Raw genomic sequence first — 26896 nt, forward strand, 5'->3', positions numbered from 1 at the left:
ACCGGCGGCCCGCGTTCCCTCCGGGGGCGCGGGCCGTTCGCGTGCCGGCCGGTAGGCTCCGCGGCATGCCCCGCTTCGAGGTGAGCACGCGCGTCCTCGCCCCGCCCGCGCGCGTCTTCGACGTGTCGCTCTCCGTCGAGCTGCACACCGCCTCGATGGCCCGCTCGGGGGAGCGGGCCATCGGCGGCGTCACCTCCGGGCAGCTCGCGGCGGGCGACCGCGTCACCTGGGAGGCGCGCCACTGGGGCCGCTGGGGCGGGTCGCCGAGCGGGTGTGAGCCATGTCACCGGCCGGCGAGAACCGGGCGGGCAAAGTGTGGCGTCTGTGAAGTGTGAGGTCGAGGAAGGCACCGGACGAGGAACAGCTCGTCCGGCGCGTCGCCAAGGGTGACCAGGCGGCGTTCGAGGAGCTCTACCGGCGCACCGCGCCGTGGATCGCGACGCGGCTGCGCCGCCGCTGCGCCGACGAGCAGATCGTCGCCGAGGTGATGCAGGAGACGTACCTGGCGGTGTGGCGGGCGGCGGGCGCGTTCGCGGGCGTGGCGGCCGACGGCACGGCCGTGGGCTGGCTGTGGACGATCGCCGCCCGCCGGCTGGTGGACGCGTTCCGGCGCCGGGCGCACCACGCCGAGCCGCCCCCGGCGGCGGCGCCGGCCGGGACGGCGCCGGCGGCGGAGGAGGAGGCGCTGGCCTCGGCCGTCGGCGGCGACGTCGGCGACGCGCTGCGCCTGCTCGCCCCGGAGCTGCGGCAGGTGCTGCAGGCCATGGTCTTGGACGGCCTGTCGGTCCGGGAGACCGCCGTGCTGCTCGGCGTGCCCGAGGGCACCATCAAGACCCGCGCCAGGCGTGCGCGGATCGCCATGCGGCAGAACCTGCGGGAGATCGTACGGGAGGCGCTGTCATGAGCGGGTCCTGGGACGGCGCGCACGCGTCCGACCGGCAGATCACCGGCTACGCCCGCGGCGGCACGCTCGCGGGCGACGAGCTGTGGGCGCTGGAGGCGCACCTGGAGGCGTGCGCGCCGTGCCGCGAGCGGCTGGCGCGGGCGGCGGCGCCGGAGGTGGCGGCGCTGGTCGGCGGCGTGTGGGACGAGCTGCGGCCCCGGCTGGGCCGCGTCGCCCCGGCGCCACGGCGGCGCGGGCCGGTGTGGGCCCGCTGGGCCTCTCCGGTGACCGCGCCGTGGGTGCTGATGACGGTGCTGGTGACGGCGCTGGGCGTGGCGCTCGAACGGCCGGCCGCCGGCGGCGTGTCCCTGGTGCTGCTGGTCGCGCCGGTGCTGCCCGTGGCGGGGGTGGCCATCGCGTGGGGACGCGCCATCGATCCGGCGTACGAGGTGGTGGCGGCGACGCCGAGGGCCGGGCTGGGGCTGCTGGCGCGGCGCACCGCGGCGGTGCTCGCCGTGGTGCTGCCCGTGCTGGCCGCCGCAGGCTGGGCGAGCGGCGTCATGGTGGCGCTGTGGCTGCTGCCGTGCCTGGCGTTCACCGCCGGGACGCTCCTGCTCGGCGGGCTCGTCGGGATGGTCCGCGCCGCCGCCGTCCTGGCGGGCGTGTGGGCCGTGGTGATCGTGGCGCCGACGACGCTGCTCAGCCGCCTCTCCTTCGCGCTGGAGCCCGGCAGCGTGCCCGTGTGGGGCGCGCTCGCCGCACTGGGGATCGCCGGGGTGCTGGCGCGCGGAAGCGCCTACTCCCTGCTGGACGCACATCGATGAACGAGCGGAAGGACACTTTCATGACACGCGCGGTGGGCGCGGCGGAGATCGCGCCGGCCACGTACGCCTGGGAGATCCAGGCGGACGGGCTGAGGGTGCGGGCGGGCCGGCGCACGATGGCCGTCGACGGCCTCGACCTGGCGCTGGGCACGGGCGTGCACGGCCTGCTCGGCCCGAACGGCGCCGGCAAGACGACTCTCATCCGGGCCATGGCCACGGTGCTGCGCCCGGCCGGCGGGAAGCTGACGCTGCTGGGCGCCGACGCCTCCGCCCAGGCGGGCAGGCGGGAGCTGCGCCGCGCCATCGGCTACCTGCCGCAGGAGTTCGGCTACTACAAGCGGTTCACCGTACGGGAGTTCGTCGAGTACATGGCCTGGCTGAAGGAGATGCCGAAGCGGGAGGTGCCCGGCGCGGTGCAGCGGGCGATCGAGCGGGTGGGCCTGGCCGACCGCGCCGACGACCGGATGCGGACGCTGTCGGGCGGCATGGTGCGGCGGGCCGGGATCGCCCAGGCGATCGTCAACGACCCGCGCGTCCTGCTGCTGGACGAGCCGACCGTCGGCCTCGACCCGGCGCAGCGGCTGCGCCTGCGCGAGCTGCTGCAGGTGCTCGGCGCCGACAGCTGCGTGGTGGTCTCCACGCACCTGGTCGAGGACGTCGCCGCCGCGTGCTCGGACGTCGTGCTGATGGCGCGGGGGCGGCTGGTGTTCCAGGGGACGCCGGACCGGCTCGCCGCCGCCGGCGGGCCCGGCGACGTCGGCGACAGCCCGATCGAGCGCGGCTACTCGGCGCTGCTGGCGGCCCCCGGCGACGATCGGGGCGCGTGGTGAGCGGCCGGATCCTCCGCATCGAGCTGCGGCGCTCCATCGCGGTGTGGGCGGGAACGGTGTTCCTGCTGGCGGCCCTCGCCTTCCTGTTCGGGCTCACCGGCCCGTGGACGGCGTACGGGGAGAGGTGGACGGCGCAGTGGAGCGCGGCCGCGCTGTGGGAGCGTCACCTGCTGCTCTTCCTGCTGCCGCTGGTCGTCGGGGCGGGGGCGCTGCAGGGGTTGCGCGACCGCCGGGCGGGCACCGGTGAGCTGCTGGCGGCCACGCCCAGGCCCGCCTGGCAGCACGCCGCCGCGACCGCCGGGGCGCTGGCGATCGCGCTGGTGGCGGCGTACCTGCTGCTGTACGGCGTCGGGGCCGTGCAGGTGGCGGCCGGAGGCGGGGTCTTCCACCTGGGCTGGGCGCCCGTCGTGGCGGTGGGGGCGCTGTCGCTCGTGGCGGCGGGCTGGCTCGGCCTGGGCGTCGCACGGGCGCTGCCGTCCGTGCTGACGCCGCCGGCGCTGGCGATCGCGACGCTCCTGGCCATGTTCCCCGTGGTGGGCCTGTGGCAGGAGGAGGTCGTGCCCAAGGTCGCGTATCTGGCGCCGGCGCTGGACAACGCGCGCAGTCTCGTCCACGACCTGTCCGGGCAGGTCAGCCTGGCGCAGGCGGTGTGGCTGCTCGGGGTGGCCGCCACCGGGTTCGGGCTGCTGGCGGCCACGCGGCCGTGGGCACGGCCGGCCGCCCTGCTTCCGGCTGTGCTCGGCGCGGCCGTCGCGCTGCCGCTGTTGCCGTCCGGCTCCGAGCCCGTCTACGTCGTCAACGCGGCCGCCGAGCCCGTGTGCTCCGGCCGGGTCTGCGTGACCAGGGCGCACGAGGACCTCCTGCCCGTCGTCGCCGGGCCGGGGGAGGAGGCGCTGCGGCTGCTCGCCCGGCTCCCCGGCCCGCCCAGCCAGGTACGCGAGTCCGCCGAGCGCGACGCGGTCCACCACCCGCCCGCCAGGGACGCCGGGATCGTGTACGTGGACTTCGACGTTCGCGAGGCGCGGAGCACCGGGGAGAAACTGACGCGCCACCTGCTCGCGGGGGCCGGGACCCCGTCCTGCCACAGCCTGAGGGGCGGCGACTTCGACGGGCGGCTGCGCGAGGAGGCCGCGCGGAGGATGGCGGCGGGCTGGCTCATGGGCGACGTCGCCGCCCCCACGGCCGACCCGGTCTTCCAGGAGCTCAACGCGCTCGTCGAGCAGGCGTGGCCGGACCTGCGCGCCGTGCCGGAACGGGAGCAGGGCGCCCGCGTCGCGGCCCTGCGCGAGGCCGCGCTCTCCTGCGACGGCGACCTGCTCGCCATCCTGACGGACGGCCGCCGGTGATGGCCGCGCCCGTAGCGGCCGGGTGGCCGTTTGCCCGGTGTGGACGGACATGCGAGAAATATTCGGCTGATTACCCGGCATCCGGTCGTCCTCGATAAGCTCACCGGCAGCACGGACGTCAGGATGGGGTCGTCAACGTTGGACAAGCCGGAAGAGCCACCACCCGCCGATCCGGGGCCGCCGCGGGCCAGCAGGCTCACCACCGTCGTGCTGACGGTCTCGCTCGTCCTGGTCGTGCTGATCGCGGGCGTGCTGGGCACCATCGCCGTCCTGATGACCCGCAGCCCCGACAGCCCGTTCCTCGGCGGCGCCCCGCCGCAGCGGCTGCCGACGCCCATCCACTTCGCCCCGGTGCGCGAGACCAAGGCGGCCCCCTGCCCGGGTGAGGAGGCCGCGCTCGACGACACGCAGACCACGTGCTACCTGCTGGAGGACGGCGTCACGGTCAACGCCGTGCAGGAGATCGAGGCCATCCGTGAGCCCGACGGCACCTACTCGGTCCGCATCGCCGTCGCGCCGGCGTTCAAGCAGAAGCTCGTCGACCTCATCGACGAGCAGGTCACCGACCAGCGGCAGGTGGCGGTCGTGCTGGTGCCGCGGACGGTGGTCGCCGCGCCGATCGTCACGCAGGCGATGGACGGCGACAGCCTGAGCATCGTCGGCTTCGCCAAGGCGGAGGCCGAGACCCTGGCGGCCCGCCTGGCGGGCTCCACGGCGCCCCCGGCCACCGCCCCTCCGGCCACCACGCCGCCGGACACCGGCCAGCCCGACACCGGCCAGCCGGACACGGGTCAACCGAACACGGGTCAACCGAACACCGGCCAGCCCGACACCGGCCAACCGAACACGGGCCGGCCCGACACCGGCAACCCGGCCGCCGACGGCGCCCTCGACCCCAAGTTCGACAGCTGCAAGGAGGCCGTCGCGCGCGGCTACGGCCCCTACAGCAAGGGCTTCCGCGCCGAGTACGAGTGGTACACCGACGTCGACGGCAACGGCATCGCCTGCAACTCCGGCGACATCCGTTAACCGAACAGCTCCTCCAGCCCGTTGATCCCGAAGTAGGCCAGGAACACCAGCGACACGATCCACAGCAGCCACGGGATCTCGGCGAACTTGCCCCGAGCCGCCTTGATCAGCGTGTACGAGATCACCCCGGCCCCCACCCCGTTGGTGATCGAGTACGTGAACGGCATCAGCGCGATCGTCAGGAACGCCGGCACCGCCAGCTCCAGGTCCTGCCACGGCACGTTCCGGCTCAGCGTCATCATCAGCGCCCCGACCAGCACCAGCGCCGGGGCGGCAGCGGCGGCGGGCACCACGGCGGCCAGCGGCGTGAACAGCAGCGTCAGCGCCAGCAGCGCCCCGGTGCAGACGCTGGCCAGGCCGGTCCTGGCGCCCTCGCCGACACCGGCGGCCGACTCGACGAACACCGTGTTCGCCGACGAGCTCGACACGCCGCCGACCACGCCGGCGACGCCGTCGACCGTGAGGATGCGGCCCAGCCGGGGCACCCGCCCGACCTGGTCCACCATCCCGGCCTCGTCGCTGACGCCGATGATCGTGCCCATCGCGTCGAAGAACCCGGACAGCACCAGCGTGAACAGCACCACGGTCGCCGTCACCACGCCCGCCCTGGCGAACCCGCCGAACAGGTCGAACTGCCCCACCAGCCCGAAGTCGGGCGCCGCGACCAGCCGCTCGGGCAGGTGCGGCGTCACCACGCCCCACGCGCCCGGCTCGATCTCGGCCACCGAGTTGACCAGCACGGCCAGGGCCGCCGTCACCGCGATGCTGATCAGGATGGCCGCCGGCGTGCGGCGCACGTACAGCACGATCATCAGCAGCAGGCCGAAGCAGAACACCGCGACCGGCCAGCCCGTGAGGTGGCCGGTGGCGCCGAGCTGCACCGGCGTGCCGCTGCCCGCCGCGACGAACCCGGCGTCGACCAGCCCGATCAGCGCGATGAACAGCCCGATGCCGACGCTGATGGCGTGCTTGAGCGCGAGCGGGATCGCGTTCATGATCAGGGTGCGCAGCCCGGTGACGGCCAGCAGGATGATGACGAAGCCTTCGAGCACGACCAGGCCCATCGCCTGCGCCCACGTCATGAAGGGCGCCGCCTGGTAGGCGACCACCGCGTTCAGCCCCAGCCCGGCCGCCAGGCCGAACGGCGCGTTGCCGACCACCGCCATGAGCAGCGTCGAGATGGCCGCCGCGAGCGCCGTCGAGGTCGTGAGCTGCGCGATCGTCAGCTTCGCGCCGGTGACGTCCTGCGCGCCCGCCAGGATGATCGGGTTGAGCAGGATGATGTACGCCATCGCCATGAAGGTCGTGACGCCGCCACGCACCTCACGGCCGACGGTGGTCCCCCGCCCGGACAGCTCGAAGAACCTGTCGAGCACCGCCAACCCCCTTCGCGATCAAGGGGGAGTGCCGGGTGGCCTACCCGGCGGGGGACGTGATCACGCCTGCTCGTGCCGCCCGCCGCCGACCAGGCCGGCGAACTCCTCCAGCCCGATCCGGCCGTCGCCGTCGCGGTCGGCCGAGGCGATGAACGCCTCGATCTCCGCCTCGGAGGCGCCGAGCCCGCCCAGGGCGTCGTTGGCCTTCCGGATCTCCTCGGCCGTCAGCAGGCCGTCGCCGTCGGCGTCGAACCGTGTGAACTCCGCCTTGGCCGCTTCACGCGCGTCCGTCATCAGGATCCCTCCCCGTCTTGAACCAAGGCGATATCTTCGGGTCTGATCGGAACGCGCGTCAACCGGAGCCCGGTCGCCGCGCGCACCGCCGACGCGATCGCCGGGGTGGAGGAGAGCGTCGGAGGCTCGCCCGCGCCGCGCAATCCGTACGGCGCGGCCGGGTCCGGATTTTCCAGGATTTTCATCGTCATGGGCGGCATGTCGAGAATGGTGGGGATCAGGTAGTCGGTGAACGACGGGTTCAGCACCACGCCGTCACGCACCCGGATCTCCTCCATCAGCGCCAGCCCCAGCCCCTGCGCCGAACCGCCGTGGATCTGGCCCTCCAGCGCCTGCGGGTTCAGGATCCGGCCCACGTCCTGCACCGCCGCCAGCTCCACCACCTTGACCAGGCCCAGCTCCACGTCCACGTCCACCACCGCCCGGTGCACGCACAGCGCGAGCTGCGTGTGGGAGTCGCCCTGCCCCGTCGCCGGGTCCAGCGGGTACGTCGGCCGGTGCCGGTACTCGCGCGTCTCTTCGATCGGCCCGAACAGCGCCAGCGCCTCCCGCGCCGGCAGCCCGCCGAACCGCTCCCGCACCGCCCGGCACGCCTCCCGCACCGCCCCGCCCGTCACGTACGACTGCCGCGACGCCGACGACGAGCCCGCCGAGCCCACCGACGTGTCGGCCGTCGCCACCGTCACGTCGTCCACGCCCAGCTCCGTCCGGGCGATCTGCGCCTGGATCGTCACCAGCCCCTGCCCCACCTCGGCGGCGGCCGTGTGCACGGTGACGTGCGGCTCCCCCCCGACCAGCTCCGCCCGCACCCGCGCCGTGGAGAAGTCGTCGAAGCCCTCCGAGAAGCAGATGTTCTTGATGCCCACCCCGTAGCCGACGCCGCGCCGCACCGACTCCCCGTGCGTGGTCTGCGACACCCCGCCCGGCAGCCCGCGCAGGTCGCTCCCGGCGGGCGGCGGGAGCGGGAAGCGTTCGAGCTCGCGCAGCATCTCCGCCAGCGGCGCCGGCGAGTCGATCACCTGACCGGTGATCAGCGCCGACCCCTGCGAGACGGCGTTGCGCACCCGGATCTCCACCGGCGACAGCCCGCACGCCTCCGCCAGCCGGTCCATCTGCGACTCGTACGCGTAACACGCCTGCACCGCGCCGAACCCGCGCATCGCCCCGCACGGCGGGTTGTTCGTGTAGACGCCGGTCGCCCGCACCCGCACGTTCGGCACCTCGTACGGGCCCGCCCCCAGCGACGCCGCGTTGCCCACGACGGCGGGGGAGGAGGAGCAGTAGGCGCCGCCGTCGAGCAGGATGTCGGCCTTGACGTAGACGAGCCGGCCGTCGCGCGTGGCGCCGTGCTCGTAGCGCATCCGCGCCGGATGCCGGTGCACGTGCCCGAAGAACGACTCCTCCCGCCCGTACACGATCTTGACGGGCCGGCCCAGCCGCAGCGCCAGCATGCACGCGTGGACCTGCATCGACAGGTCCTCCCTCGCCCCGAACGCGCCGCCCACCCCCGACAGCGTCAGCCTCACCTTCTCCGGCGGCAGCCCCAGGCAGGGCGCGAGCTGGTCACGGTCCACGTGCAGCCACTGCGTGGCGATGAACAGGTCCACGCCGCCGTCGTCCGCGGGCACCGCCAGCCCCGACTCCGGGCCCAGGAACGCCTGGTCCTGCATGCCCACCTCGTACTCGCCGGTGACCACGACCTCCGCCTCGAACGTGTCGCCCTTCACCACCGGCTGGCTCCTGACGAACTCCCGCGACTCACGCGGATCCGTCACCGCCGGGCGCGGCTCGTAGTCCACCCGAATCGCCGCCACCGCCCGCCGCGCCGTCTCCGGATGGTCGGCGGCCACCAGCGCCACCGGCTCGCCCTGGTAACGCACCTGGTCGATGGCGAGCACCGGCTGGTCCCTGCGCTCCAGGCCGTAGAACTTCTCGCCCGGCACGTCCTCGTGCGTCAGCACCGCCCGCACGCCCGGGATCGCCAGCGCCGGGCCCACGTCGATCGACCGGATCCACGCCGACGGATGCGGGCTGCGCAGCGTCGCGCCCCACACCATGCCCTCCAGCCACAGGTCCGACGCGTACGCGAACTCGCCCCGCACCTTCAGCGCCGCGTCGGGCCGCCGCGCGCTCTCGCCCACGCCGTGCCGCGACGCCCGTGCCGTCTCCGTCATCGTCCGAGCTCCGTCATCCTTCGAGTAGAGCACCGGCCGACCGGCCCCGGAATGCGCGCGGAGTGAAATCACGGTAAGCGGTTCACCGGCCGCCTTGTATATTCCTCCAAGTGCGGATATGCGATCTGCTGGCCATGGAGGAGCTGCGGCTGACGCTGCTCACCGGCGACGCCGGGCGCGAGTTCGGCACCGTCCACATCACCGACCTGCCCGAGCCCGGCCGCTACCTGTCCGGCGGCGAACTCGTGCTCACCGGCCTCATGTGGTGGCACACCGCCGCCGACTCCCGCCCCTTCGTCACCGCACTCGCCGACGCCGGGGTCGCCGCGCTCGGCGCCGGCCAGGCCCGGCTCGGGCACGTCCCCGCCGACCTCGTCGACGCCTGCCGCGAAGCCGGGCTGCCGCTGCTCGACGTGCCCACCGAGACCTCCTTCCGCACCCTCGCCGAGCTCGTCGCCCCCCGCCTCTCAGGCGACGCCCGCGACGCCCTCGGCCGCCACCGGCGGCTCGTCGCCGCCGTCGCCGAAGGCGCCGGGCTGCCCGAACTGTTCGCCCTCACCGCCGCCGAACTCGGCGTCACCGGCGCCGTCGTCTCCGCCACCGGCCAGGTCATCGCCGGCGCCCCCGACGACCCCGTACGGCTCGCGCGCGCCTTCCTCACCGCGCCCCGCCTGCCCTGCCTGGCCGGCGGGCACACGCTCTTCGCCGCCGGACGCGGGCCCCGGGCCGCCGCCTGGGCCCTCGCCTGCGACGGCGACCTGCTCGACCGGGCCGACCTCGGCTACGAACTGGCCGCCTTCGTGGCGCTGGAACGGGCCCGCATGGAGGCAGGGCGCCGCGTCGAACGCCGGCTCGCCGCCCAGCTCGTCACCGCCGCCCTCACGGGCGCCGACCCCGCCGACCTCACCGCCCGCCTCCGCACCTGCGCCCTCGACCCCGCCGAGCCCTACACGATCGTCTCCACCACCACCCACCCCAGCCCCCACCCCGACGGCGCACCCTCCAGAACCGGCACCACCCCCAGACCGACAACCGGCCCCAGACCGACAACCGGCCCCAGACCGACAACCGGCCCCAGGCCGACAACCGCCTCTACCGATGCCGCCCCCTCCACCAGTGGCGGCGCGCTTTCCACCGGTGGCGCGCCTTCCCGGGAGGGGGCCGGCGCGCGTGGCGGTGCCGCCCCCGGGAGGGTGGGCGCTCCTGCTGAGGGCGCCCCCGCCGCTGGTGGCGCTCCTCCCGGGAGCGGGGCTGGCGTCCGGGGTGGTGGCGGGCCATCGACAGGCAGCGTCCCTCCCCGGACGGCGGCCGCCCCTGCCGAGGCCGCGCCCTCCACCGGTAGGGCACCCGCCGTCGGTGGCGCGCCTTCCGAGGAGGGGGGTGGCGCGCGTGGCGGTGCCGCTCCCGGAGGGGTGGGCGCTCCCGCCGGGGCCGCGCCGCCCGCCGGGGGCGCGCCGCCCGCCGGGGCCGCACCGCCCGCCGGGGGCGCTCCCGCCGCTGGTGGCGCGCCCCCTGGGGCGGTGGCTGGCCGGGTTGGTGCGCCCTCCAAAGGGGCTTCCGTTGCGAGTGCCGGTTCGGCTGCCCGTGCTCCTTATGGGGAGGGCGGGTTCGGCGTTGAGGTGGCGGTGTTGGAGGGGTTGCTGGGGTGGGAGGTGGTGGCGGTCGCGGGGGAGGAGGGGGCCGTGGCCGTGGTGCCGTTGCGGGGGCGGAGCGCCGGGGAGGTGGCGGCGCGGGTGCGGGCCGGGGCGGAGGTGCTGGGGGCGCTGCCCGGGGTGCGGGTGTGCGCCGGGGTGAGCGGGGAGCTGACGGGGGCGGCGGCGCTCAGGGGCGGCGTCGAGGAGGCCGGGCACGCCAGGCGGCTGGCGGCGGCGCGCGGCGGCGGCGTGGTCACCAGCGATGAGATCTACACGCACGCGCTGCTCCTGGCGACGGTGCCGGGCGAGGTGCGGAGCTCGTTCGCCGCCCGCCTGCTGGGCCCGGTGCTGGAGTACGACGCCCGGCACCAGTCGGAGCTGGTGGCGACGCTGCGCGCGTTCCTGGACTGCGCCGGTTCGTGGAACGCCTGTGCCGCGCGGATGCACGTGCACGTCAACACGGTCCGCTACCGGGTGAAGCGGGTGGAGGACCTGACGGGCAGGGACCTGTCGACGATGGCCGACCGGGTCGACTTCTTCCTGGCGCTCAGGGCCGGGTGACCGCGCCGAGGAGCGCGTCCACGGCGGCGTGCTCCTCCTCGGTGATGACCAGCCACTCGGGGTTGCCCAGCTCCACGGCCAGGGGCAGCGCGTCGGTGACGTACGGCAGCGCCGCCCGGGGCGCGCCGAGCGCCCGGTGCGCTTGCGACAGGCGGACGAGGCAGCGGAGCTGGCCGATCCGGAACCAGCTCGCCCGGCGCAGCCCGAGCGCCTGCCGCAGCGGCTCCAGCGCCGCCGCCGGTTCGCCCTCGTCGAGGAAGATCTCGCCGAGCACCGTCTGGACGAGCCCTTCGTGGCTGATGTCGCCGACCCGCCGCGCGCTGGCCAGCGCTTCGGTCAGGGCCTGGCGCGCCTCGGCGGAGCGGCCGAGGCCGTGGCGGGCGGTGCCGAGCATGATGAGCGCGTACCGCTCGCCCACCTGGGAGCCGATCTCCCTGGCCAGGGCGAGCTGGGCGCGGGCGTGGCTCAGGCATTCGCGGTACTCGCGCCGTACCAGGAAGGTGTTGGCGAGGTTGCCGAGCGTCCGCTGCTCGCTGAAGCGGTCGCCCAGCTCGCGGGCGAGGACGAGCTGGGCGCGCAGGTGTTCGACGGCCTCGGCGGTGCGGCGCTGGAAGCTGAGCCCGCCGGCGAGGTGGCCGAGCGCGTGGTAGGTGCTCAGCCGGTCGCCGAGCCGCCGGCTGACCCGCAGCGCCTCACGGTTGAGCGCGATGAGGTTGGCCGAGTCGTGCGCGCCGTGCAGGTACCACTGGAGGGAGAAGACGAGGGCCACGCCGAGCCTGGCGAGCCGCTCGTCGGGGCACGCCATGGCCTGGGCCGCGGCGGCGACGAGGTTGGGCTCCTCGCGGGCGAGCCAGTCGCGGGCCTCGTCGGCGTCGCCCACGTGGTGCGGGGTCGCGTCGACGGGGTCGAGCTCGGGCCCGTCGGGCTGGACGCGGTGCGGGTCCATGGTGGTGCTGGCCAGGCGGGCCGAGGCGATCCAGTGGCCCAGCACGCGGGCCAGCGCGGCGGCCGCCTCGCCGGGTGACAGCCGCCCCGGCCCGGCGTGGGCATCGGCGGGCCCGGCGGGGCCGCAGGTCAGCTCGGCGGCGAAGATGCGGACGAGGTCGTGGAGCTGGTAGCGGGGCGGCGCGGCCGGGTCGGAGCCGGACTGGTCGAGGAGGTGGGCGTCGACCAGCCGTTCCAGCGCGCGTTCGGCCTCCAGGACGCCGGTGCCGAGCAGGGCGGCGGCGGCCTCGGCGGTGATGTCGTGCACGTGCGGCAGGCCGAGCAGGGCGAGCGTGCGGGCGGCCAGCCGGTCGAGCGGCCTGGCGCTGCGGGCCAGCGCGTTCCAGCTCGCGGCCAGGCTGGAGCGTACGGCGAGCTCGCCGGCCTCCAGCTCGTGCAGCCGCCTGCGCTCGTCGCCGAGCCGGGCGTTGAGCGCGGCCACGCTCCAGTCGGGCCGGTCGGCCAGGCGGGCGCCGGCGATGCGCAGGGCCAGCGGCAGCCCGTCGCAGAAGCGTACGAGCCGGGCCGTCTGCTCGGGGTCGGCGGTGATCCGCTGCGCGCCGGCCAGCGTGGACAGCACGGCGGCGGCCTCGGGGCCGGCCATCCGGGGCAGGTGGATCTGCACGGAGTCGTCGCCCGCGGCCAGGCTCTCGCGGCTCGTCACGAGGATCGCGGTGCCGCGCGGCGCCGACAGCAGCGGCTGGATCTGCGGCAGCCCGGCGGCGTCGTCCAGCAGGACCAGCATGCGCCGGCCCGCCATGCGGCTGCGCCAGGCCGCGGCGGCCTCGTCCACGTCGGCGGGCACGGCGTCGCCGGCGGCGCCGAGCGCCCGCAGGAACCGGCCCAGCACCTCCAGCGGCTCCAGTCCCGGCATCCCGGTCGTGGCGCCGCGCAGGTTCACGTACAGCTGCCCGTCGGGGAAGCGGTCCTTCACCATCGCGGCGACCCGGGCGGCCAGCGCGGACTTGCCCACGCCGGGCGGGCCGGAGATGACGACCAGGGGGCTGGGCGCGGAGCCGTCCCAGGGGGCCAGGTGCGTCTGGATGCGGATGATCTCCAGCCGTCTGCCCACGAACCCGCCCAGATCGCGCGGCAGCTCCCGGGGCACCACCGGCATGCGCCCCGCCGCGGGGGCGGCCTCGGGGGAGCGGGACCGGCCGGGCGGGGGCGCTGCGGGGGCCGGGCCGGGCTCGCGCAGGGCCAGCTCGTAGGCGGCGCGCAGGGCGGCGCCCGGGTCGACGCCCAGCTCCTCGCGCAGGATGCGGCCGCCCTCGTTGTAGACCTCCAGCGCCTCGGCCCGGTTGCCGCTGCGCAGCAGGGCCAGGACGAGCAGCTCGCGCAGCCGTTCGCGGATCGGGTGGCGGCGGGTCAGGTCGCGCAGGGGCGGGAGCGCGTCGTGCGGGCGGCCGAGCCCGAGCAGCGCCTCGGCGTGCCGCTCGGCGGCGGTCAGGCGCAGCTCGGCCAGCCGGGCGCGCTCGGCGTCGGCGAAGGGGCCGGGCACGCCCGTCAGCGGGTCGCCGTGCCACAGCGACAGCGCCTCCTCCAGGCTGGTCAGCGCCTCGGCGGCGCCGTCGCGGCGCATCGCCAGGCGGGCCGACTCGACGTGGCCGGCGAAGGCGACGGCGTCGACGTGGCGTGCCTCGACCTCCAGCCGGTAGCCGCCACCGCCGCCGACCAGCAGCTCGGAGTGGCGGTGCTGCTTCCTGGACGGCTCCAGGGCGCGCCTGAGCCCGGCCACGTACGTGTAGACGCTCTGCTCGGCGCTGCGCGGAGGGTGCTCGCCCCACAGGCTCTCGACGAGGCGGGGGATCGGCACGACCTGCCCGGGGTGGGAGGCGAGGACGGCGAGGACGGCGCGCTGGCGCGGTGAGCCGGGGTCGACGGCGGCGGCGCCGCGTAACGCCGCGACCGGACCGAGGAGCCGGATGCGGACGTGCTCGGCCATGAGCGATCTCCCCGCGTGCGACGCTGCGTGATCCGGATCGTCCTGGAAGGGGCGACTAGAAGCTCTGTAGAAGAAATATAGAACTATCGTCTAGCTTGAGGGGGCTGTGCGTGATGCGGGGGCGTCCGAGGTGTCCGGACGGCCTCCCGGTGCTGTTCGCGGGCCCGGAAGACGCCTCCTTGTGCGGAAGGCGGCATCTCCCGGGCCGTTGCGTAGACTCGTGAGAGCGGGAGCCCTCGGGGGTCAGCAGCAGGGCGAGACCTCGAAATGCGCGATGGCAGGAGACGTTTCGGCCACCACGGTCGTACCATTGCTGCCAACGGCCACAACGGCCGTGAAGATGGCGGTAAGTGCGGTCAGGGCAAGACGTGTGCGCATGGGGGGTTCTCCCTCGGGCGGTGTGCGTTGCTTGGACATCATCATCTCAGGGAGCAGCGGCTGTGACCACATCAGACCTGGTCGGACTCCGTATCAAGACGGTCCGGCGACAGCGCGGCATGTCGCAGGCACAGCTCGCGCACCCTGAATTGTCGGACAGCTACGTTTCCTTGATCGAGAGCGGCAAACGTACTCCCACCCCTTCGGTGCTGGAGCTGCTCGCTCAGAAGCTGGACTGTTCGCTCTCCTATCTGCTCAATGGCGTGACTGCCGAGCAGATGGAAGATATCGAACTCGCACTCGGTTACGCGAGGCTCGCCCTCGAGAACGGAGAGGTTCGCGAGGCTCGCACGCGCTTCGCCGAGCTGCTGGAGAACAATAACCTGACAGGTCTGACGGCGCTGCGTCAAGACACCGAATACGGCCTGGCGCTCGCCGTCGAGGCGTGCGGTGACCTTGACGAGGCGATCTCCATCCTCCGCCGCCTGCAGGCCGAGGAGCTCGGCCCGGAGCGCCGCATCGAGGTCGCCATCGCCCTGTGCCGCGCCTACCGCGTCAGCGACCGGCTCAGCGAGGCGGTCAAGGTCGGCGAGGACATCCTCGGCGGCCCGGCCCGGCCGGCCTGGTCCGACGCGCTCGTCGAGTTCGGCGCGACGCTGCTGGCCGCCTACCTCGACAGCGGCGACCTGCTGCGCGCCCGCCAGTTCGCCGGCGAGCTGCTCAACGCCGCCGACATGCTCAACACCCCCAGGGCCACCGTCGCCGCCTACTGGAACGCCGCCCTGGTCGCCGAGAGCACCGGCCACGGCGAGGAGTCGCTGAGCCTGGCCGAGCGCGCCCTGGCCGTCCAGACGGAGAACGGCCAGCCGCGCAACAGCGCCCGCATCCGCATGGCGTACGCGAGCATGCTGCTGCGGCTGCGCCCCACCGCCGTCGAGGAGGCGCGCCAGGCGCTGCTGCGCGCCCGCCAGGAGCTCGCCCAGACCTCCGCCAGCACCACCGACCGCGCCAACAGCGAGGTCGAGCTGGCCCGCGCCGCCCTCATCGCCGGCGACCACGAGCAGGCGATCGTCCACGGCGAGGCCGGCCAGGCGCTGATGGCGGGCAACTCCAGGGCCCTGGAGGCCGAGGCGCACCTGCTGCTCAGCCGTGCCAAGGGCGCGCTCGGCAGGCAGGCCGAGGCCGAGGCCGAGCTGCGCGGGGTGCGCGACTGGCTGGAGCCGCTGCCCGACTCCCGCCGCGCCGCCCGCACCTGGTACGCGGCCGCCGAGACGATGGAGGTCCTCGGCGACGCCGAGGGCAGCGCCGACCTCTACCGCCGTGCGCTCGCCTGCGCGGGATTGTAGCGGCGGAGTCCGGACCGGGCGGCGGCGTCGGTAGCCTTGGGGGTGCCATGAAGAAATCCCCGCTCGCGGCCCTCACCGCGATTCTCGCCGCCCTGTTCGTGCTCGCCACCGCCGCCCCCGCGCAGGCGCACGACACGCTCAAGAGCAGTGATCCCGCCAAGGGCGCCACGGTCAAGTCCGTGGACGAGGTCACGCTCGAGTTCTCCAACAAGGTGCGGATGCCGTTCGTGATCGTGCGCGGGCCCGGCGACGCCCAGCACCAGGCCGGCGACCCCGAGTCCGACGGGCCGGTGGTGAAGCAGCGGCTCAAGGGCGAGCTGCCCGACGGCAAGTACACGATCGCCTACCGCGTCGTCTCCTCCGACGGGCACCCGATCGAGGGGGAGATCCCGTTCACGGTCAAGGGCGCGTCGCCGTCCCCGGAGGCGAGCGCCGAGAGCAGCGCTGAGGCCACCGCGGAGGCGACCGCCGAAGCGAGCACGGCGCCCTCCGCCGCGCCGTCCAGCGCGGCGCCCGCCGCCGACCAGGCGGCGGCCGAGGAGAGCTCCGGCACGTTCCCCGTCTGGCTGATCATCGTCGTCGGCGCGCTCGTCGGCATCGGCATCGGGTTCCTGCTCAGCGCACGGAAGAAGAAGCCGTGACCAGGGCCGCGCGTCTCGCGCTTGCGGCGGCCGGGGCGGCGCTCGCCGCCCTCGTGGTCGCCATGGTCGCCGGAGGCGCGGCCTTCCCCCGCATCATCCTCGGCGTCCCCTCCTCGGGGGTGCTCACCCGGTGGGGCCTGCCGGTGTCCAAGCTCTTCATGGACGTCGCCGGCGTGACCACCGTCGGGCTCCTGCTGGCGGCGGCGGTCCTGCTGCCCAACGGCAAGTCCGGCAAGGGCCTGCTCGGCACGAGCGCGCTCGACTACCTGCGCGCGGCCTCCTGGACCGCCCTGACCTGGGCCGGGGCCGCGTTCCTCACCATGGTCTTCAGCGTCTCCGACGTGTGGGCCAAGCCCGTGCCGGAGATCCTCAACCGCGACTTCCTCGTCGGCTACGCCACCCAGGAGAGCCCCGGCATCTCGCTGACGCTGGTGATCCTGTTCGGGGTGTCGATCGCGCTGTTCTCGCGGGGCGCCATCACCGCCGGGGCGGCGGGCGCGCTGCTGGTGTTCTCGCTGATCACGATGCTGCCGCCGGCGCTCACCGGCCACTCCTCGTCCTCGCCCAACCACGGCCTGGCCACCATCGGCCTGTCGCTGCACCTGCTGACGCTGGCGCTGTGGGTGGGCGGGCTGGGCGTGCTCGCCCTGCACGCGGTGCGCAAGCAGCCGCAGCTCGGCATCGCCGCCGAGCGCTTCTCCCGGCTGGCCGTATGGCTCTTCATCGGCGTCGGCCTGTCCGGCGTCTTCAGCGTGCTCGCCCGGCTCACCGCCGTCTCCGACCTGTGGACGTCCAGCTACGGCATCCTCCTCGTCGCCAAGACCGTCGCGTTCGTCCTGCTCGGCTACGTCGGCTGGTGGCACCGGCAGCGCACGCTCGTCGCGCTGGAGGCGGGCGCGCCGCGCGCCTTCACCCGCCTGGCCGTCGGCGAGCTGATGCTCATGCTCGCCACCATCGGCCTGGCCGTCGCGCTCGCGCGCACCCCGCCGCCGCCCGTCAGCCTGCCCGCCGACCGCGCCTTCGACCTGCTCGGCTACCCGGTCCCGCCGCCGATCTCGCTGGCCAACATCGCCTCGCTGTGGTGGTTCGACCTGTTCTTCGCCACCGTCGCCGCCCTGCTGGCCGGGCTGTACGGGGCGGGCGTGGTCAGGCTGCGGCGGCGCGGCGACACCTGGTCGTGGGGCCGCACCGCGTCCTGGTTCATCGGCGTCGTGGTGCTCGTCATCGCCACGCAGACCGGCCTGGCCCGCTACGCCAAGGTCATGTTCGACGTGCACATGATCGAGCACATGACGCTGGCCATGATCGTGCCGATCTTCCTGGTCCTCGGCGGGCCCGTCACGCTCGCGCTGCGCGCGCTCAAGCCGGCCGCCGTCCGGGGCGACCGGGGCCCCCGCGAATGGCTGCTGGCGATCCTGCACAGCAGGTTCGTCCGCGTCGCCGCCCACCCGGCCATCGCGACCGCGATCTTCATCGCGTCGACCTACGCGCTCTACTTCACGCCGCTGTTCGAGGCGGCCATGCAGGAGCACCTCGGGCACATCGCGATGACGCTGCACTTCCTCATCAGCGGCAGCCTGTTCTTCTGGGTCGTCATCGGCGTCGACCCCGGCCCCCACCAGCTCCCGCACGTCGGACGGCTGCTGCTGCTGTTCGTCACCATGCCCTTCCACGCGTTCTTCGGCATCGCGCTGATGATGACCGGCTCGGTCATCGCCTCCGGCTGGTACGAGCAGCTCGACCGCTCCTGGGGCGGCCCGCTGCTGCAGGAGCAGCAGAACGGCGGCGCCATCGCCTGGGGCTTCGGCGAGATCCCCACGCTGATCGTGCTGCTGGCCATCGCCGTGCAGTGGTATCAGAGCGAGGACCGCAAGGCCCGCCGCGACGACCGCAAGGCCGACCGCGCCGAGGGCGGCGACCCCGAGCTCAACTCCTACAACGACTACCTGGCCAAGCTCAACCGCCTCGACAAGACCGAATAGCCGCCGCGAGCCCTCCTGCCCCCCACCCTCCGGCCCCGGCGGGTAGCCTTTCCGGCAAGGGGGAAGGTGTGCGCGATCCGCCAGGCCGCAGGCGGGCCGCGCCCGTTCGGGGCGCTGAGGAAGGCGGAAGTCGGTTGACGGAAGAGACGCGCATGCGCGGGGGAGAGAGCCTGGCGGAGGCGCTCGAAAGCTACCTCGCGGACTGGTCGCGGCGCACCGGTGTCACCGTCGAGACGTGGGCGCTGCCCGCCGAGGACGTGCCCGCGCCCATCGCCGAAGGCGTGCTCACGGCGATGCGTGAGGCCCTGGCCAACGCCGAGCGCCACAGCGGCGCCTCCGTCGTGTCGGTCGCCGTGACCGTCAGCAGCGGGGGGCTGCGTATGACGGTCAGCGACCACGGCCGCGGCTTCGCACCCGGCCGGTCCGGGCGCGGCATCGCCCGCATGCGGGCCGCGTTCGCGGAGATCGGCGGCACCCTCACCGTCCGCAGCGTGGAGGGCGAGGGCACCACCGTGTCAGGGGTCGTGCCTAGGCGAGAGTGAGGATCTCGCTGCCGGTGTCGGTCACCACGATCGTGTGCTCGAACTGGGCGGTGCGCTTGCCGTCCTTGGTCACGGCCGTCCACTTGTCGGGCCAGATGTCGTACTCGATCGTGCCCAGCGTCAGCATCGGCTCGATCGTGAACGTCATGCCCGGCACCAGCTCCACCCGCAGCGACGGGTCGTCGTAGTGCGGCACCATCAGGCCCGAGTGGAACGTGGTGCCGATGCCGTGACCGGTGAAGTCACGCACCACGCCGTAGCCGAACCGCTTGGCGTACGCCTCGATGACCCGGCCCACGACGTTGAGCTGGCGGCCGGGCGCCACCGCCTTGATCGCCCGCATCATCGCCTCGCGGGTGCGCTCGACCAGGAGGCGCGACTCCTCGTCGACCTCGCCCACCAGGAACGTCGCGTCGGTGTCGCCGTGCACGCCGCCGATGTAGGCGGTGATGTCGACGTTGACGATGTCGCCGTCACGCAGCACGGTGTCGTCGGGGATGCCGTGGCAGATCACCTCGTTGATCGAGGTGCACAGCGACTTGGGGTAGCCCTTGTAGCCGAGCGTGCTCGGGTAGGCGCCGTGGGAGACGAGGAAGTCGTGGCCGATGCGGTCGAGCTCGTCGGTGGTGACGCCCGGCCGGACGTGCCGGCCGACCTCTTCGAGGGCCTGACCGGCGATCCGGCCCGCCACGCGCATCCGCTCGATCATCTCGGGGGTCTTCACGTCGGGCTCGCCGGTCTTGGGGCGCTTCTTGCCGACGTACTCCGGCCGCTCGATGTGGGCGGGGACCTTTCGCATGGGCGAAATTCGGCCGGGCTGGAGCAGAGTCGTCATGAAAACCGAGTCTACGGGGCAGAATTGGTCACGTGAGCGATGGCCAGTGGTGGTTCTGCCTCAAGCACATGCGCGTCGAGCCTGACCAGGGCTGCCCCAACAAGGACCGGCTCGGCCCCTACGAGAGCGAGCAGGAGGCGGCCGGCGCCCTGCAGCGTGCCGCCGAGCGCAACAAGACCTGGGACGAGGCGGACGAGGCCGACGACTAGACCACCGCGTAGGCCCGTACGGGGAAGGTGCCCAGGCCCGCGATCATCGGCGGGGCGGCGTGAAACCTGAAGCCCTCGGCGGGCAGCCCGCCCAGGCCCGTCAGGTGCTCCACCACGGGGATGCCCGCCGCCAGCAGGATCGTGTGCGCGGGCCGTTCGCCGTGCGGCGGGGTGTCGTCGATGTTGAGCGAGTCGATGCCGACCAGCGCCGCGCCGCGCTCGGCCAGGCTGCGCGCCGACTCCGGCGCCAGGTAGGGGTGGCCGTGGGCGTAGGCGGCGGTGCCGAAGTGGCGGTCCCAGCCGGTGTGGATCAGCACCGCGCGGCCCCGTACGTCCAGGTCCTCGCCGACCGTCACCTCGCGCTCCGGGCCCGCCCGCACCACCAGGCCCGGCAGGTCGGCCAGCTTGCCGAGCGGGACCGCGGCCAGGTCGGGGCCGTCGGCGTAGCGGTGGAAGGGCGTGTCGACGTACGTGCCGGTGTTGCCGACGAGCGTGACCGTGCCCATGTGGAACTCGGTGCCCGGCGCGTACACCTTCCTGGAGTCCTCCCGCGACAGGTGCACGCCCAGCTCGGGGCCGGGGATGCCGGGGTAGGTGACCAGGCCGGGGGTGATGCGGTGGCTCAGCTCGACGATCATCCTTGCTCCTGGGCTTCCGACGGGGTTCTGGCGGCGGCGAGGCGGGCCAGCTTGACGAGGGCGACGATGCCGATGGCCGCCCACACGAGGTTGAGCCACGCCGACGGCCAGGCGGCGTAGTAGGCGCTGTTGACCATCAGGCCGATGGATCCGGCCAGGTTGATGAGCTGGTACGGGACCGCGTCCCCGTTCAGGCGGGACGAGGAGACCAGGTAGTAGCCGGTCAGCAGCAGCGCCGCGCCGATCCAGCCCACGACGTCGAGGAGCAGATCCATGCGCGCCATTGTCCGGATTTATAGGGTTAAAGCGCAAATAAAAGATCCTAAATGATGTCGTAAGCTGTCCTTTATGGAGATCGACCCTCGACGGCTGCGGATTCTCCACGAGGTCGCCCGCCGGGGCGGCGTCATGCGGGCCGCCGAGGCGCTGTACCTCACCCCCTCGGCGATCTCCCAGCAACTCGCCCAGCTCGAACGCGAAGTCGGCCTCCCCCTCATCGACCGCTCCCAGCGCCGCGTCTCCCTCACCCCCGCCGGGCGCGTCCTCGCCGGATACGCCGAACGCGTCGAGGACGAGCTCGCCGAGGCCCGGCGCGAGCTCACCCGCTTCACCGACCGCCTCGCCGGACCCGTCCGCATCGCCGCCTTCCCCACCGTGATCACGCACGTGCTCGTCCCCGCCCTGCGCGACCTCGCCGACCGCCACCCCCGCATCGTCCCCTCCATCCACGAGGTGTACGGCCAGCCCGCCCTCCAGGAACTCAGGCACGGCGTCGTCGACGTCCTCATCACCGAGCAGGACATGAGCCTGCCCGTGCTCGCCCAGCCGTCCCTGTCCACCCGCGCCCTCTACGTCGACGAATACCGCATCGTCGTCCCCGCCTCCTGGACCGACCCGCCCCGCGACGTCGCCGACCTCGCCGACGTCCCCTGGATCACCGGCGAACCCGGCCAGGCCAGCGGCCAGGCCCTCGACCGCCTCGCCGGCCTGCACGGCTTCGAACCGCGCAAGCTCCACGTCATCACCGAGTTCGGCCCCGCCCTCGCCCTCGTCGCCGCCGGGCACGGCGTCGCCATCGTCCCCACCCTTGCCCTCCTGGACGTCCCCGAAGGCCAGGTACGGGTGACCGACATCCGCGACGTCGGCTCCCGCCGCATCGACGCCGTCACCCGCGTCAGCCGCACCCGCTCCGGCGAACCCGACCCCGTCCAGGCGGTCGTCATCTCCGCCATCGCCACCGCCACCGCCGCCCTCGACCCCACCCTCCGCACCCACCTCCCCCAACCGCAGGATCCTTGACCCGCCTGCGCTTGCAGCCCGCCGGCCCCGGCCACTGAAGGCGCTCAGGTGACCCGGAAGGCCCGCCGCCGGCCCTCGCCCGCCGTCCCTCGCCCACTGCCTGGCCGCTGAGGGTCCAGGCCCCTTGAAGGTCGAGGCCCCCACAGCCCGCCCCCTACAGCCCGCCTGCGACGGCCCGCCCGCGACGGCCCGCACACGGCGGACCGGCCGAGTCCTGGGCTGGTCGCCGTACGCGGGCGCCCGTGCGGGCCGCCGTACATAGGCGCCGAACTCCGCCGTCCACCCCCTCGCCGACCCGGCGCCGGGAAGGGGGGGCGGCCCTCAGCACGTACGCGCGCCTCAGCCGGGCCGCCTGGCTGCCTCCGAGGCGGTCACCCTGGAGGGCCCGGCCGTCCACGGGAAGGTCGGCCACCGCCGGAGGGCCCAGCACCCCGAAGGGCAGGCCACCACCGAAGGGCCCCGGCACCCAGAAGGGCCCGGCGCCCGGAAGGGACGGCCACCGCCGGAGGGCCCGGCGCCCCGAAGGGACGGCCACCACTGGAGGGTCTGGCCGCTCCAATGGCCCGGCCCACCACCGAAGGCGCGGGCGGTCGGACGGGCGTGAGCACCGCTAGTCGGGGATGTGGGGGCCGCTCACTCGGGTGAGGAGGCGGGCGAGGCGGTCGCGGAGGCCGGGGCGTTGGGGGATCTCGCCGGCGGCGGTGCTGACGAGGTGCTGGGCGCCGTCGAAGGTGACGGGCCCGCGGGCGGGGACGGCGAGCGAGTCGTGGGCGAGGCTCGACAGTTCGGGGTCGCCGGACTCCAGGGCGAGGATGGTGGCCCCGGTGCGGCGGGCGTCGTCGACGCGTTCGAGGAGCGGGACGGGCGCCTGCTGCCCGGCGACGACGAACAGCGTCTCGCCCCGGGCCGCCTGCTGGATGCGGTCGAGGGTGACGCTGAGGTGGGGCGGGGCGCCGGGGGGCGGGGACCAGCGCACCAGCGTGGGGGTGAGCTGGGGCAGGTCGGACAGGCGGGCTTCGTCGGCGAGGTGGGCGGTCAGGTGCCAGGGTTCGTCGTCGGGGGTGCCGACGAGCAGCAGGCCGCCGGGGGTGCGGGTGGTCCGGAGGGCGCGGCCCAGCTCGCGGGTGCGTTCCACCCAGCCGGTATCGGCGAGGAGCTCGCGCAGGAGGCTGACCGATCCTGAGTCCATCCACCCATGGTGCATGACTGGTGCCGTTTCGGTGACCGTTCTCCCGGATGTGCCGTTCGGGCGTCGCAAATCTTCTGACAGAAGGTGTCATTTCGGGCCTTGACAGGTGGTTACTCCCGGGTAACGATCGGCTCGCGGCGCCGCCGTCCCGTGAGCGATCCCACCCTGAGGAGGGGCGGCACATGAGATTACGTGTCCGCGTCAGCATGTCCATCGCCCTGTTACTGATCATGTCTCTCGTCGCCGCCCCGGCCCGGGCGGAGTCGGCGGGGGACGTCGTCTCCGCCGAGCCGACCACCGTCTACCTGCTGCCCGGCGAACTGCTGAAGGTGCCGGTCAACGCCTGGCACGTCGTCTACCGCTCCACCTCCGCGACCGGTCAGCCCAACGCCGTCTCCGGCACGCTCCTGGTGCCCAAGGCCGGCTACCCGCTGGGCAGGCGGCCCATCGTCGGCTACGCGCCCGGCACTCACGGGCTGGGCGACCAGTGCGCGCCGTCGGCCGCCATGCGGCAGGGCACCGAGGCCGAGCTGGCGTTCGTCAGCCTGCTCCTGCTCAAGGGCTTCGCGGTCGCCGTGACCGACTACGAGGGGCTCGGCACGCCGGGCCAGCACACGTACATGGCGGGCGTCTCCCAGGGACACGCCGTGCTCGACGCGATCAGGGCCGCGACGCGCGTGCCCGGCGCGGGGCTGTCCGACCGCGCGCCGGTGGCGGTCATGGGCTACTCGCAGGGCGGCGCCACGGCCGGCTGGGCCGCCGAGCTGCACGCCTCGTACGCGCCGGAGCTGCGGCTCAAGGGCGTCGCCGCGGGCGGCGTGCCCGCCGACCTGCACGCGGTGGCCGACCACCTCGACGGCACCGCCGACTTCGGCCTCGCCGCGGCGGCCGGCGTCGGGCTCGACGCCGCCTACCCGGAGCTCGACCTGGAGGCCGACCTCAACGAGCGGGGCCGCGCGCTGCTGGCCGACGCCGCCGACGACTGCGTGGGCGACCTGGACGAGCTCGCCGGGCTGAGCTTCGCCGACCTGAGCCCCGTCGACCTGCTGAACCAGCCCAAGTGGCTGGCCCGCCTCGCCGAGAACCGGCTCGGCTCGGCCACGCCGAGGGTGCCGCTGTTCCTCTATCACGCGCGCGGCGACGAGACGATCCCGCACGCGGTCGGCGCGACCCTGCGCGACGAGTACTGCGCCGCCGGCGCGAACGTCCGCTGGGCGTCGCTGTCGGCCTCCAGCCACGTGCTCGGCGCCGTCCAGGGCGGGCCGCTCGCGATCGAGTGGCTGGCCCTGCGCCTATACGGGCTGCCCGCGTCGGGCAACTGCTGACCGCCACCCCACCGGACCCGCCACCCCACCGGACCCGCCACCCCACCGGACCCGTCACCCCAGCGGGCCCGCCACCCCAGCGGGCCCGGCTTCCCGGCCGGGCCCCTGGGCAGCGGCGGCCCCGGAGGGACGCGGTGACCTGCCGGACTGGCATGATCGAGCCTATGACTGACGTGAGCGGGCTTTCCATCGGCATTCTCGGCGGCACCGGCGACCAGGGGAAGGGGCTGGCGCGCCGGTTCGCGCTGGCCGGGCTCCAGGTGGCGATCGGGTCGCGCAGCGCCGAACGGGCGCGGGAGGCGGCCGAGTCCATCGGCTCCGGCGCGACCGGCGGCGCCAACGCCGACGTGGCCGCCGGCGCCGACATCGTGATCGTGGCCGTCCCGTACGACGGGCACAAGGCGCTGCTCGAATCGCTGACCGCCGAGCTGGCCGGGAAGATCGTCGTGGACTGCGTGAACCCGCTCGGGTTCGACAAGCAGGGCGCCTACGCGCTGCCCGTGGCCGAGGGCAGCGCGGCCCAGCAGGCGGCGGCGGTGCTGCCCGGCAGCCGGGTGGTGGCCGCGTTCCACCACGTGTCGGCCGTCGTGCTCCTGGATCCGGCGGTGGACGAGGTGGACCTCGACGTGCTGGTGCTCGGCGACGACCGGGAGGCCACCGACACCGTGCAGGCCCTGGCCGGGGTCATCCCGGGGGTGCGCGGCGTCTACGGCGGGCGGCTGCGCAACGCCCACCAGGTCGAGGCGCTGACCGCCAACCTCATCTCGGTGAACCGCCGCTACAAGGCGCACGCCGGCGTGCGGATCACCGACATCTGACGGCGGTCACAGCCAGCCGGCGTCCTCGGCGATGCGGATGGCGTCGATCTTGTTGCGGGCGCCGGTCTTCGTGATCGCGCCCGTCAGGTAGTTGCGCACGGTGCCCGGCGACAGGTGCAGGCGGGCGGCGATCTCCTCGGCGGGGGCGCCCCTGGCCGCCTCCTTCAGCACCGTCGCCTCGCGCGGCGTGAGCGGACTCTCGCCGTACTCCATCGCCGACGACACCAGCTCCGCGTCCAGCACGCGCAGCCCGGCGGCGGTGCGCCTGACGGCGTCGGCCAGCCGGTCGCCGGGCGCGTCCTTGACCAGGAACGCCTCGATGCCGGCGGCCAGCGCGCGCCGCACCTGGCCCGGCTGGCCCAGCGCGGTCAGCACCAGGATCCGGCACGACGGGAGGCGTTCGCGCAGCTCGGCGGCGGCGGTGATGCCGTCGACGCCCGGCAGGTCGATGTCGACGATCGCCACGTCGGGGCGCGTCCGCAGGGCGGCGGGCACGATCTCGTCGCCGCGCGTGACCTCGGCGGCCACCTCGAGGTCCGGCTCCAGCCGCAGCAGCGCCGTGAGAGCGGCGCGGATCATGTGCATGTCCTCGGCCAGCAGCACCCGGATCACGCCGGCACCTCCATCGCCAGCAGGAACCCGTCGGGGCCCGACCGCGCCGCGTGCAACGTGCCGCCCGCCTGCTCCACCCGCTCCGCCAGCCCGACGAGCCCGCCCCCGGCGGGCGGCTCCGTGACGGCCGCGCCGCCGGGGACCGGATGCGCGTACCCGGCGGGCACGGTGGCGGGCAGGGTGCTGGACATGGCGGCGGGCGGGGTGACGCCGTCGTTGGCCACTTCCAGGCGGAGCCGGCCGGCGTGGGCGGAGGTGGTGATCGTGCAGGTGGTGGCGCGGGTGTGGCGCAGGACGTTCGTAGCGGCCTCGCGGACGGCCCAGGCAAGCGTCTCGTCGGCGTGCCGGGGCAGCGGCGCGTCGGCCAGGTGCGCCTGGCAGCTCACGCCGGACGACTCCAGCAGCGCCACGGCGCGGTCGACCTCGCCGGTGAGCGACAGCCTGCGGTAGCCGCGCGCCACCTGGCGGACGTCCTGGGCCGCCTCCCTGGCCACCTTGACGAGCGCGGCGACCTCGCCGTGGGCGGCGGAGGGGTCGCGGGGGATCAGGCGCGCGGCCAGGTCGCCCTTGAGCGCGATCGCGGTGAGGCTGTGGCCCAGCCCGTCGTGCAGGTCGCGGGAGATGCGCAGCCGTTCCTTGAGCACGGCCGCCTCGGCCAGTTCGGCCCTGGCCTCCTCCAGGTCGGCCGACACCCGGACGAACCGGACGAGGGCGTAGCTGAGCGCGCCGGTGATGGGGACGGTCATCAGGTAGAAGAGCATGACGACGGGCGGAAGGACCTGGAAGAGCCCGGTCCACATGTAGGCCATCATGAGGGCGACCGCCGCGGCGCCCCAGCCCAGCGGCAGGAACACCAGCGCGGCGCCGGCGAGCATCGGCGCGGCCACCGCCGAGTAGCCTGCGGGCAGCAGGTAGTCGGGCAGGTAGGTGACCACGGCCTGCAGCAGCACGGTGAGCGGGAACAGCGGCGGCCGCCCGCCGCGCAGGGCGGCCCGCATGTTGACGTGGTTCAGCCCGACGACGCCCGCCATCGCGGCGCTGGCCACGAGCCCGTTCGCCAGCGTGCCGGTGAGGAAGTAGAGCAGCCCGATGATCGAGTAGGCCACGGACACGGCGATCAGCAGGCCGCTCGCCAGCCGCCGTGCGGAGGACGCGGAGGACGCGGAGGAGACGGCGGAGGAGGCCGGGGAGGACGTCACGGC

The 26896-nt window shown here is 74.4% G+C and carries 26 protein-coding genes; 15 read left to right on the forward strand and 11 right to left on the reverse strand.

The window, feature by feature from the left end:
* Positions 1 to 65 precede the first annotated feature (65 nt).
* The 6 genes from ACWDXC_RS41005 (at position 66) to ACWDXC_RS41030 (ending at position 4912) form a co-directional block, all read left to right on the forward strand.
* Complete coding sequence (locus ACWDXC_RS41005) at positions 66 to 335, forward strand: hypothetical protein (protein WP_449991699.1); 270 nt, start codon at positions 66 to 68, stop codon at positions 333 to 335.
* The gene (locus ACWDXC_RS41010; protein ID WP_449991702.1) at positions 332 to 904 is read left to right on the forward strand and encodes an RNA polymerase sigma factor; all 573 of its coding nucleotides are present in this window, start codon (positions 332 to 334) and stop codon (positions 902 to 904) included. The genes ACWDXC_RS41005 and ACWDXC_RS41010 overlap by 4 nt, the downstream gene beginning before the upstream one ends.
* The gene (locus tag ACWDXC_RS41015) at positions 901 to 1707 is read left to right on the forward strand and encodes a zf-HC2 domain-containing protein (RefSeq protein ID WP_449991705.1); all 807 of its coding nucleotides are present in this window, start codon (positions 901 to 903) and stop codon (positions 1705 to 1707) included. The genes ACWDXC_RS41010 and ACWDXC_RS41015 overlap by 4 nt, the downstream gene beginning before the upstream one ends.
* Positions 1708 to 1727: 20 nt before the next feature.
* On the forward strand, positions 1728 to 2537 hold the full coding sequence (locus tag ACWDXC_RS41020) for an ABC transporter ATP-binding protein (protein ID WP_449991707.1): 810 nt from the start codon (positions 1728 to 1730) through the stop codon (positions 2535 to 2537).
* Entirely contained in the window at positions 2531 to 3883 is a 1353-nt protein-coding gene (locus tag ACWDXC_RS41025) for a hypothetical protein (protein WP_449991709.1), read from the forward strand. The genes ACWDXC_RS41020 and ACWDXC_RS41025 overlap by 7 nt, the downstream gene beginning before the upstream one ends.
* Before the next feature lie 138 nt (positions 3884 to 4021).
* On the forward strand, positions 4022 to 4912 hold the full coding sequence (locus ACWDXC_RS41030) for an excalibur calcium-binding domain-containing protein (RefSeq protein WP_449991712.1): 891 nt from the start codon (positions 4022 to 4024) through the stop codon (positions 4910 to 4912).
* On the opposite strand, the gene ACWDXC_RS41035 is transcribed toward ACWDXC_RS41030, so the two are convergent.
* Genes ACWDXC_RS41035 through ACWDXC_RS41045 form a run of 3 tightly spaced genes read right to left on the reverse strand, consistent with a single transcriptional unit; the run spans position 4909 to position 8756 of the window.
* Complete coding sequence (locus ACWDXC_RS41035) at positions 4909 to 6288, reverse strand: NCS2 family permease (RefSeq protein WP_449991715.1); 1380 nt, start codon at positions 6286 to 6288, stop codon at positions 4909 to 4911. The two genes, ACWDXC_RS41030 and ACWDXC_RS41035, sit on opposite strands and share 4 nt — an antisense overlap.
* A 60-nt stretch (positions 6289 to 6348) precedes the next feature.
* On the reverse strand, positions 6349 to 6582 hold the full coding sequence (locus ACWDXC_RS41040; RefSeq protein ID WP_219518917.1) for an EF-hand domain-containing protein: 234 nt from the start codon (positions 6580 to 6582) through the stop codon (positions 6349 to 6351).
* The gene (locus ACWDXC_RS41045) at positions 6582 to 8756 is read right to left on the reverse strand and encodes a xanthine dehydrogenase family protein molybdopterin-binding subunit (RefSeq protein ID WP_449991719.1); all 2175 of its coding nucleotides are present in this window, start codon (positions 8754 to 8756) and stop codon (positions 6582 to 6584) included. The genes ACWDXC_RS41040 and ACWDXC_RS41045 overlap by 1 nt, the downstream gene beginning before the upstream one ends.
* A gap of 110 nt (positions 8757 to 8866) precedes the next feature.
* On the opposite strand from ACWDXC_RS41045, the gene ACWDXC_RS41050 reads away from it, so the two are divergent.
* Positions 8867 to 10951 carry a PucR family transcriptional regulator gene (locus ACWDXC_RS41050; RefSeq protein ID WP_449991722.1) on the forward strand — a complete coding sequence of 695 codons (2085 nt, stop codon included), beginning with the start codon at positions 8867 to 8869 and terminating at the stop codon, positions 10949 to 10951.
* Here the strand turns inward: ACWDXC_RS41050 and ACWDXC_RS41055 are convergent.
* On the reverse strand, positions 10938 to 13880 hold the full coding sequence (locus tag ACWDXC_RS41055) for a BTAD domain-containing putative transcriptional regulator (protein WP_449991725.1): 2943 nt from the start codon (positions 13878 to 13880) through the stop codon (positions 10938 to 10940). The genes ACWDXC_RS41050 and ACWDXC_RS41055 overlap by 14 nt on opposite strands.
* A 243-nt stretch (positions 13881 to 14123) precedes the next feature.
* The gene (locus ACWDXC_RS41060; protein ID WP_281427312.1) at positions 14124 to 14258 is read right to left on the reverse strand and encodes a hypothetical protein; all 135 of its coding nucleotides are present in this window, start codon (positions 14256 to 14258) and stop codon (positions 14124 to 14126) included.
* A gap of 62 nt (positions 14259 to 14320) precedes the next feature.
* Here ACWDXC_RS41060 and ACWDXC_RS41065 point away from each other — a divergent pair, with 62 nt between their 5' ends.
* The 4 genes from ACWDXC_RS41065 (at position 14321) to ACWDXC_RS41080 (ending at position 18769) form a co-directional block, all read left to right on the forward strand.
* On the forward strand, positions 14321 to 15604 hold the full coding sequence (locus ACWDXC_RS41065) for a helix-turn-helix domain-containing protein (protein WP_449991728.1): 1284 nt from the start codon (positions 14321 to 14323) through the stop codon (positions 15602 to 15604).
* A gap of 47 nt (positions 15605 to 15651) precedes the next feature.
* The gene (locus ACWDXC_RS41070; RefSeq protein WP_449991731.1) at positions 15652 to 16245 is read left to right on the forward strand and encodes a copper resistance CopC family protein; all 594 of its coding nucleotides are present in this window, start codon (positions 15652 to 15654) and stop codon (positions 16243 to 16245) included.
* Positions 16242 to 18227 carry a cytochrome c oxidase assembly protein gene (locus ACWDXC_RS41075; protein ID WP_449991733.1) on the forward strand — a complete coding sequence of 662 codons (1986 nt, stop codon included), beginning with the start codon at positions 16242 to 16244 and terminating at the stop codon, positions 18225 to 18227. Before ACWDXC_RS41070 ends, ACWDXC_RS41075 begins: the two co-directional genes overlap by 4 nt.
* A gap of 152 nt (positions 18228 to 18379) precedes the next feature.
* Positions 18380 to 18769 carry a sensor histidine kinase gene (locus tag ACWDXC_RS41080; RefSeq protein WP_357586411.1) on the forward strand — a complete coding sequence of 130 codons (390 nt, stop codon included), beginning with the start codon at positions 18380 to 18382 and terminating at the stop codon, positions 18767 to 18769.
* Here ACWDXC_RS41080 and map read toward each other — a convergent pair.
* Positions 18756 to 19604 carry a type I methionyl aminopeptidase gene (map, locus tag ACWDXC_RS41085; RefSeq protein ID WP_219510862.1) on the reverse strand — a complete coding sequence of 283 codons (849 nt, stop codon included), beginning with the start codon at positions 19602 to 19604 and terminating at the stop codon, positions 18756 to 18758. The genes ACWDXC_RS41080 and map overlap by 14 nt on opposite strands.
* Before the next feature lie 32 nt (positions 19605 to 19636).
* On the opposite strand from map, the gene ACWDXC_RS41090 reads away from it, so the two are divergent.
* Positions 19637 to 19813: a hypothetical protein gene (locus ACWDXC_RS41090; protein WP_219510860.1), complete on the forward strand. Its 177-nt coding sequence runs from the start codon at positions 19637 to 19639 to the stop codon at positions 19811 to 19813.
* Here ACWDXC_RS41090 and ACWDXC_RS41095 read toward each other — a convergent pair.
* Together ACWDXC_RS41095 and ACWDXC_RS41100 are read right to left on the reverse strand one after the other, a co-directional pair.
* The gene (locus tag ACWDXC_RS41095) at positions 19810 to 20451 is read right to left on the reverse strand and encodes a cyclase family protein (protein WP_449991738.1); all 642 of its coding nucleotides are present in this window, start codon (positions 20449 to 20451) and stop codon (positions 19810 to 19812) included. The two genes, ACWDXC_RS41090 and ACWDXC_RS41095, sit on opposite strands and share 4 nt — an antisense overlap.
* Positions 20448 to 20726, reverse strand: a complete 279-nt coding sequence (locus tag ACWDXC_RS41100; RefSeq protein WP_449991741.1) for a CBU_0592 family membrane protein — start codon at positions 20724 to 20726, stop codon at positions 20448 to 20450. Before ACWDXC_RS41100 ends, ACWDXC_RS41095 begins: the two co-directional genes overlap by 4 nt.
* A gap of 73 nt (positions 20727 to 20799) precedes the next feature.
* Between ACWDXC_RS41100 and ACWDXC_RS41105 the strand changes: the two genes are divergently transcribed.
* On the forward strand, positions 20800 to 21750 hold the full coding sequence (locus ACWDXC_RS41105; protein WP_449991743.1) for a LysR family transcriptional regulator: 951 nt from the start codon (positions 20800 to 20802) through the stop codon (positions 21748 to 21750).
* Positions 21751 to 22360: 610 nt separating this feature from the next.
* On the opposite strand, the gene ACWDXC_RS41110 is transcribed toward ACWDXC_RS41105, so the two are convergent.
* Positions 22361 to 22939, reverse strand: coding sequence for a hypothetical protein (locus tag ACWDXC_RS41110; protein WP_219510853.1), 579 nt, complete (start codon positions 22937 to 22939; stop codon positions 22361 to 22363).
* A 182-nt stretch (positions 22940 to 23121) separates the two neighbouring features.
* On the opposite strand from ACWDXC_RS41110, the gene ACWDXC_RS41115 reads away from it, so the two are divergent.
* Positions 23122 to 24264 (forward strand): lipase family protein, encoded by a 1143-nt coding sequence (locus ACWDXC_RS41115; RefSeq protein ID WP_219510851.1) that lies wholly within the window; start codon positions 23122 to 23124, stop codon positions 24262 to 24264.
* A gap of 164 nt (positions 24265 to 24428) precedes the next feature.
* A complete protein-coding gene (npdG, locus tag ACWDXC_RS41120; RefSeq protein WP_219510850.1) occupies positions 24429 to 25082 on the forward strand; it encodes an NADPH-dependent F420 reductase in 654 nt (217 codons plus the stop codon).
* Positions 25083 to 25088: 6 nt separating this feature from the next.
* Here npdG and ACWDXC_RS41125 read toward each other — a convergent pair whose 3' ends face one another.
* Both ACWDXC_RS41125 and ACWDXC_RS41130 read right to left on the reverse strand, forming a co-directional pair.
* On the reverse strand, positions 25089 to 25694 hold the full coding sequence (locus ACWDXC_RS41125) for a response regulator transcription factor (RefSeq protein WP_219510847.1): 606 nt from the start codon (positions 25692 to 25694) through the stop codon (positions 25089 to 25091).
* The gene (locus ACWDXC_RS41130) at positions 25691 to 26893 is read right to left on the reverse strand and encodes a sensor histidine kinase (RefSeq protein WP_449991748.1); all 1203 of its coding nucleotides are present in this window, start codon (positions 26891 to 26893) and stop codon (positions 25691 to 25693) included. Before ACWDXC_RS41130 ends, ACWDXC_RS41125 begins: the two co-directional genes overlap by 4 nt.
* Between the last annotated feature and the right edge of the window lie 3 nt (positions 26894 to 26896).

Source organism: Nonomuraea sp. NPDC003214 (genome assembly GCF_053590035.1).

Coding starts and splice junctions, on each gene's coding strand:
- ACWDXC_RS41005 (WP_449991699.1), top strand. CDS start 66: ATGCCCCGCTTCGAGGTGAGCACGCGCGTCCTCGCCCCGCCCGCGCGC.
- ACWDXC_RS41015 (WP_449991705.1), top strand. CDS start 901: ATGAGCGGGTCCTGGGACGGCGCGCACGCGTCCGACCGGCAGATCACC.
- ACWDXC_RS41020 (WP_449991707.1), top strand. CDS start 1,728: ATGACACGCGCGGTGGGCGCGGCGGAGATCGCGCCGGCCACGTACGCC.
- ACWDXC_RS41040 (WP_219518917.1), bottom strand. CDS start 6,582: ATGACGGACGCGCGTGAAGCGGCCAAGGCGGAGTTCACACGGTTCGAC.
- ACWDXC_RS41045 (WP_449991719.1), bottom strand. CDS start 8,756: ATGACGGAGACGGCACGGGCGTCGCGGCACGGCGTGGGCGAGAGCGCG.
- ACWDXC_RS41055 (WP_449991725.1), bottom strand. CDS start 13,880: ATGGCCGAGCACGTCCGCATCCGGCTCCTCGGTCCGGTCGCGGCGTTA.
- ACWDXC_RS41060 (WP_281427312.1), bottom strand. CDS start 14,258: ATGCGCACACGTCTTGCCCTGACCGCACTTACCGCCATCTTCACGGCC.
- ACWDXC_RS41070 (WP_449991731.1), top strand. CDS start 15,652: ATGAAGAAATCCCCGCTCGCGGCCCTCACCGCGATTCTCGCCGCCCTG.
- ACWDXC_RS41080 (WP_357586411.1), top strand. CDS start 18,380: ATGCGCGGGGGAGAGAGCCTGGCGGAGGCGCTCGAAAGCTACCTCGCG.
- map (WP_219510862.1), bottom strand. CDS start 19,604: ATGACGACTCTGCTCCAGCCCGGCCGAATTTCGCCCATGCGAAAGGTC.
- ACWDXC_RS41095 (WP_449991738.1), bottom strand. CDS start 20,451: ATGATCGTCGAGCTGAGCCACCGCATCACCCCCGGCCTGGTCACCTAC.
- ACWDXC_RS41100 (WP_449991741.1), bottom strand. CDS start 20,726: ATGGATCTGCTCCTCGACGTCGTGGGCTGGATCGGCGCGGCGCTGCTG.
- ACWDXC_RS41105 (WP_449991743.1), top strand. CDS start 20,800: ATGGAGATCGACCCTCGACGGCTGCGGATTCTCCACGAGGTCGCCCGC.
- ACWDXC_RS41110 (WP_219510853.1), bottom strand. CDS start 22,939: ATGGACTCAGGATCGGTCAGCCTCCTGCGCGAGCTCCTCGCCGATACC.
- ACWDXC_RS41115 (WP_219510851.1), top strand. CDS start 23,122: ATGAGATTACGTGTCCGCGTCAGCATGTCCATCGCCCTGTTACTGATC.
- npdG (WP_219510850.1), top strand. CDS start 24,429: ATGACTGACGTGAGCGGGCTTTCCATCGGCATTCTCGGCGGCACCGGC.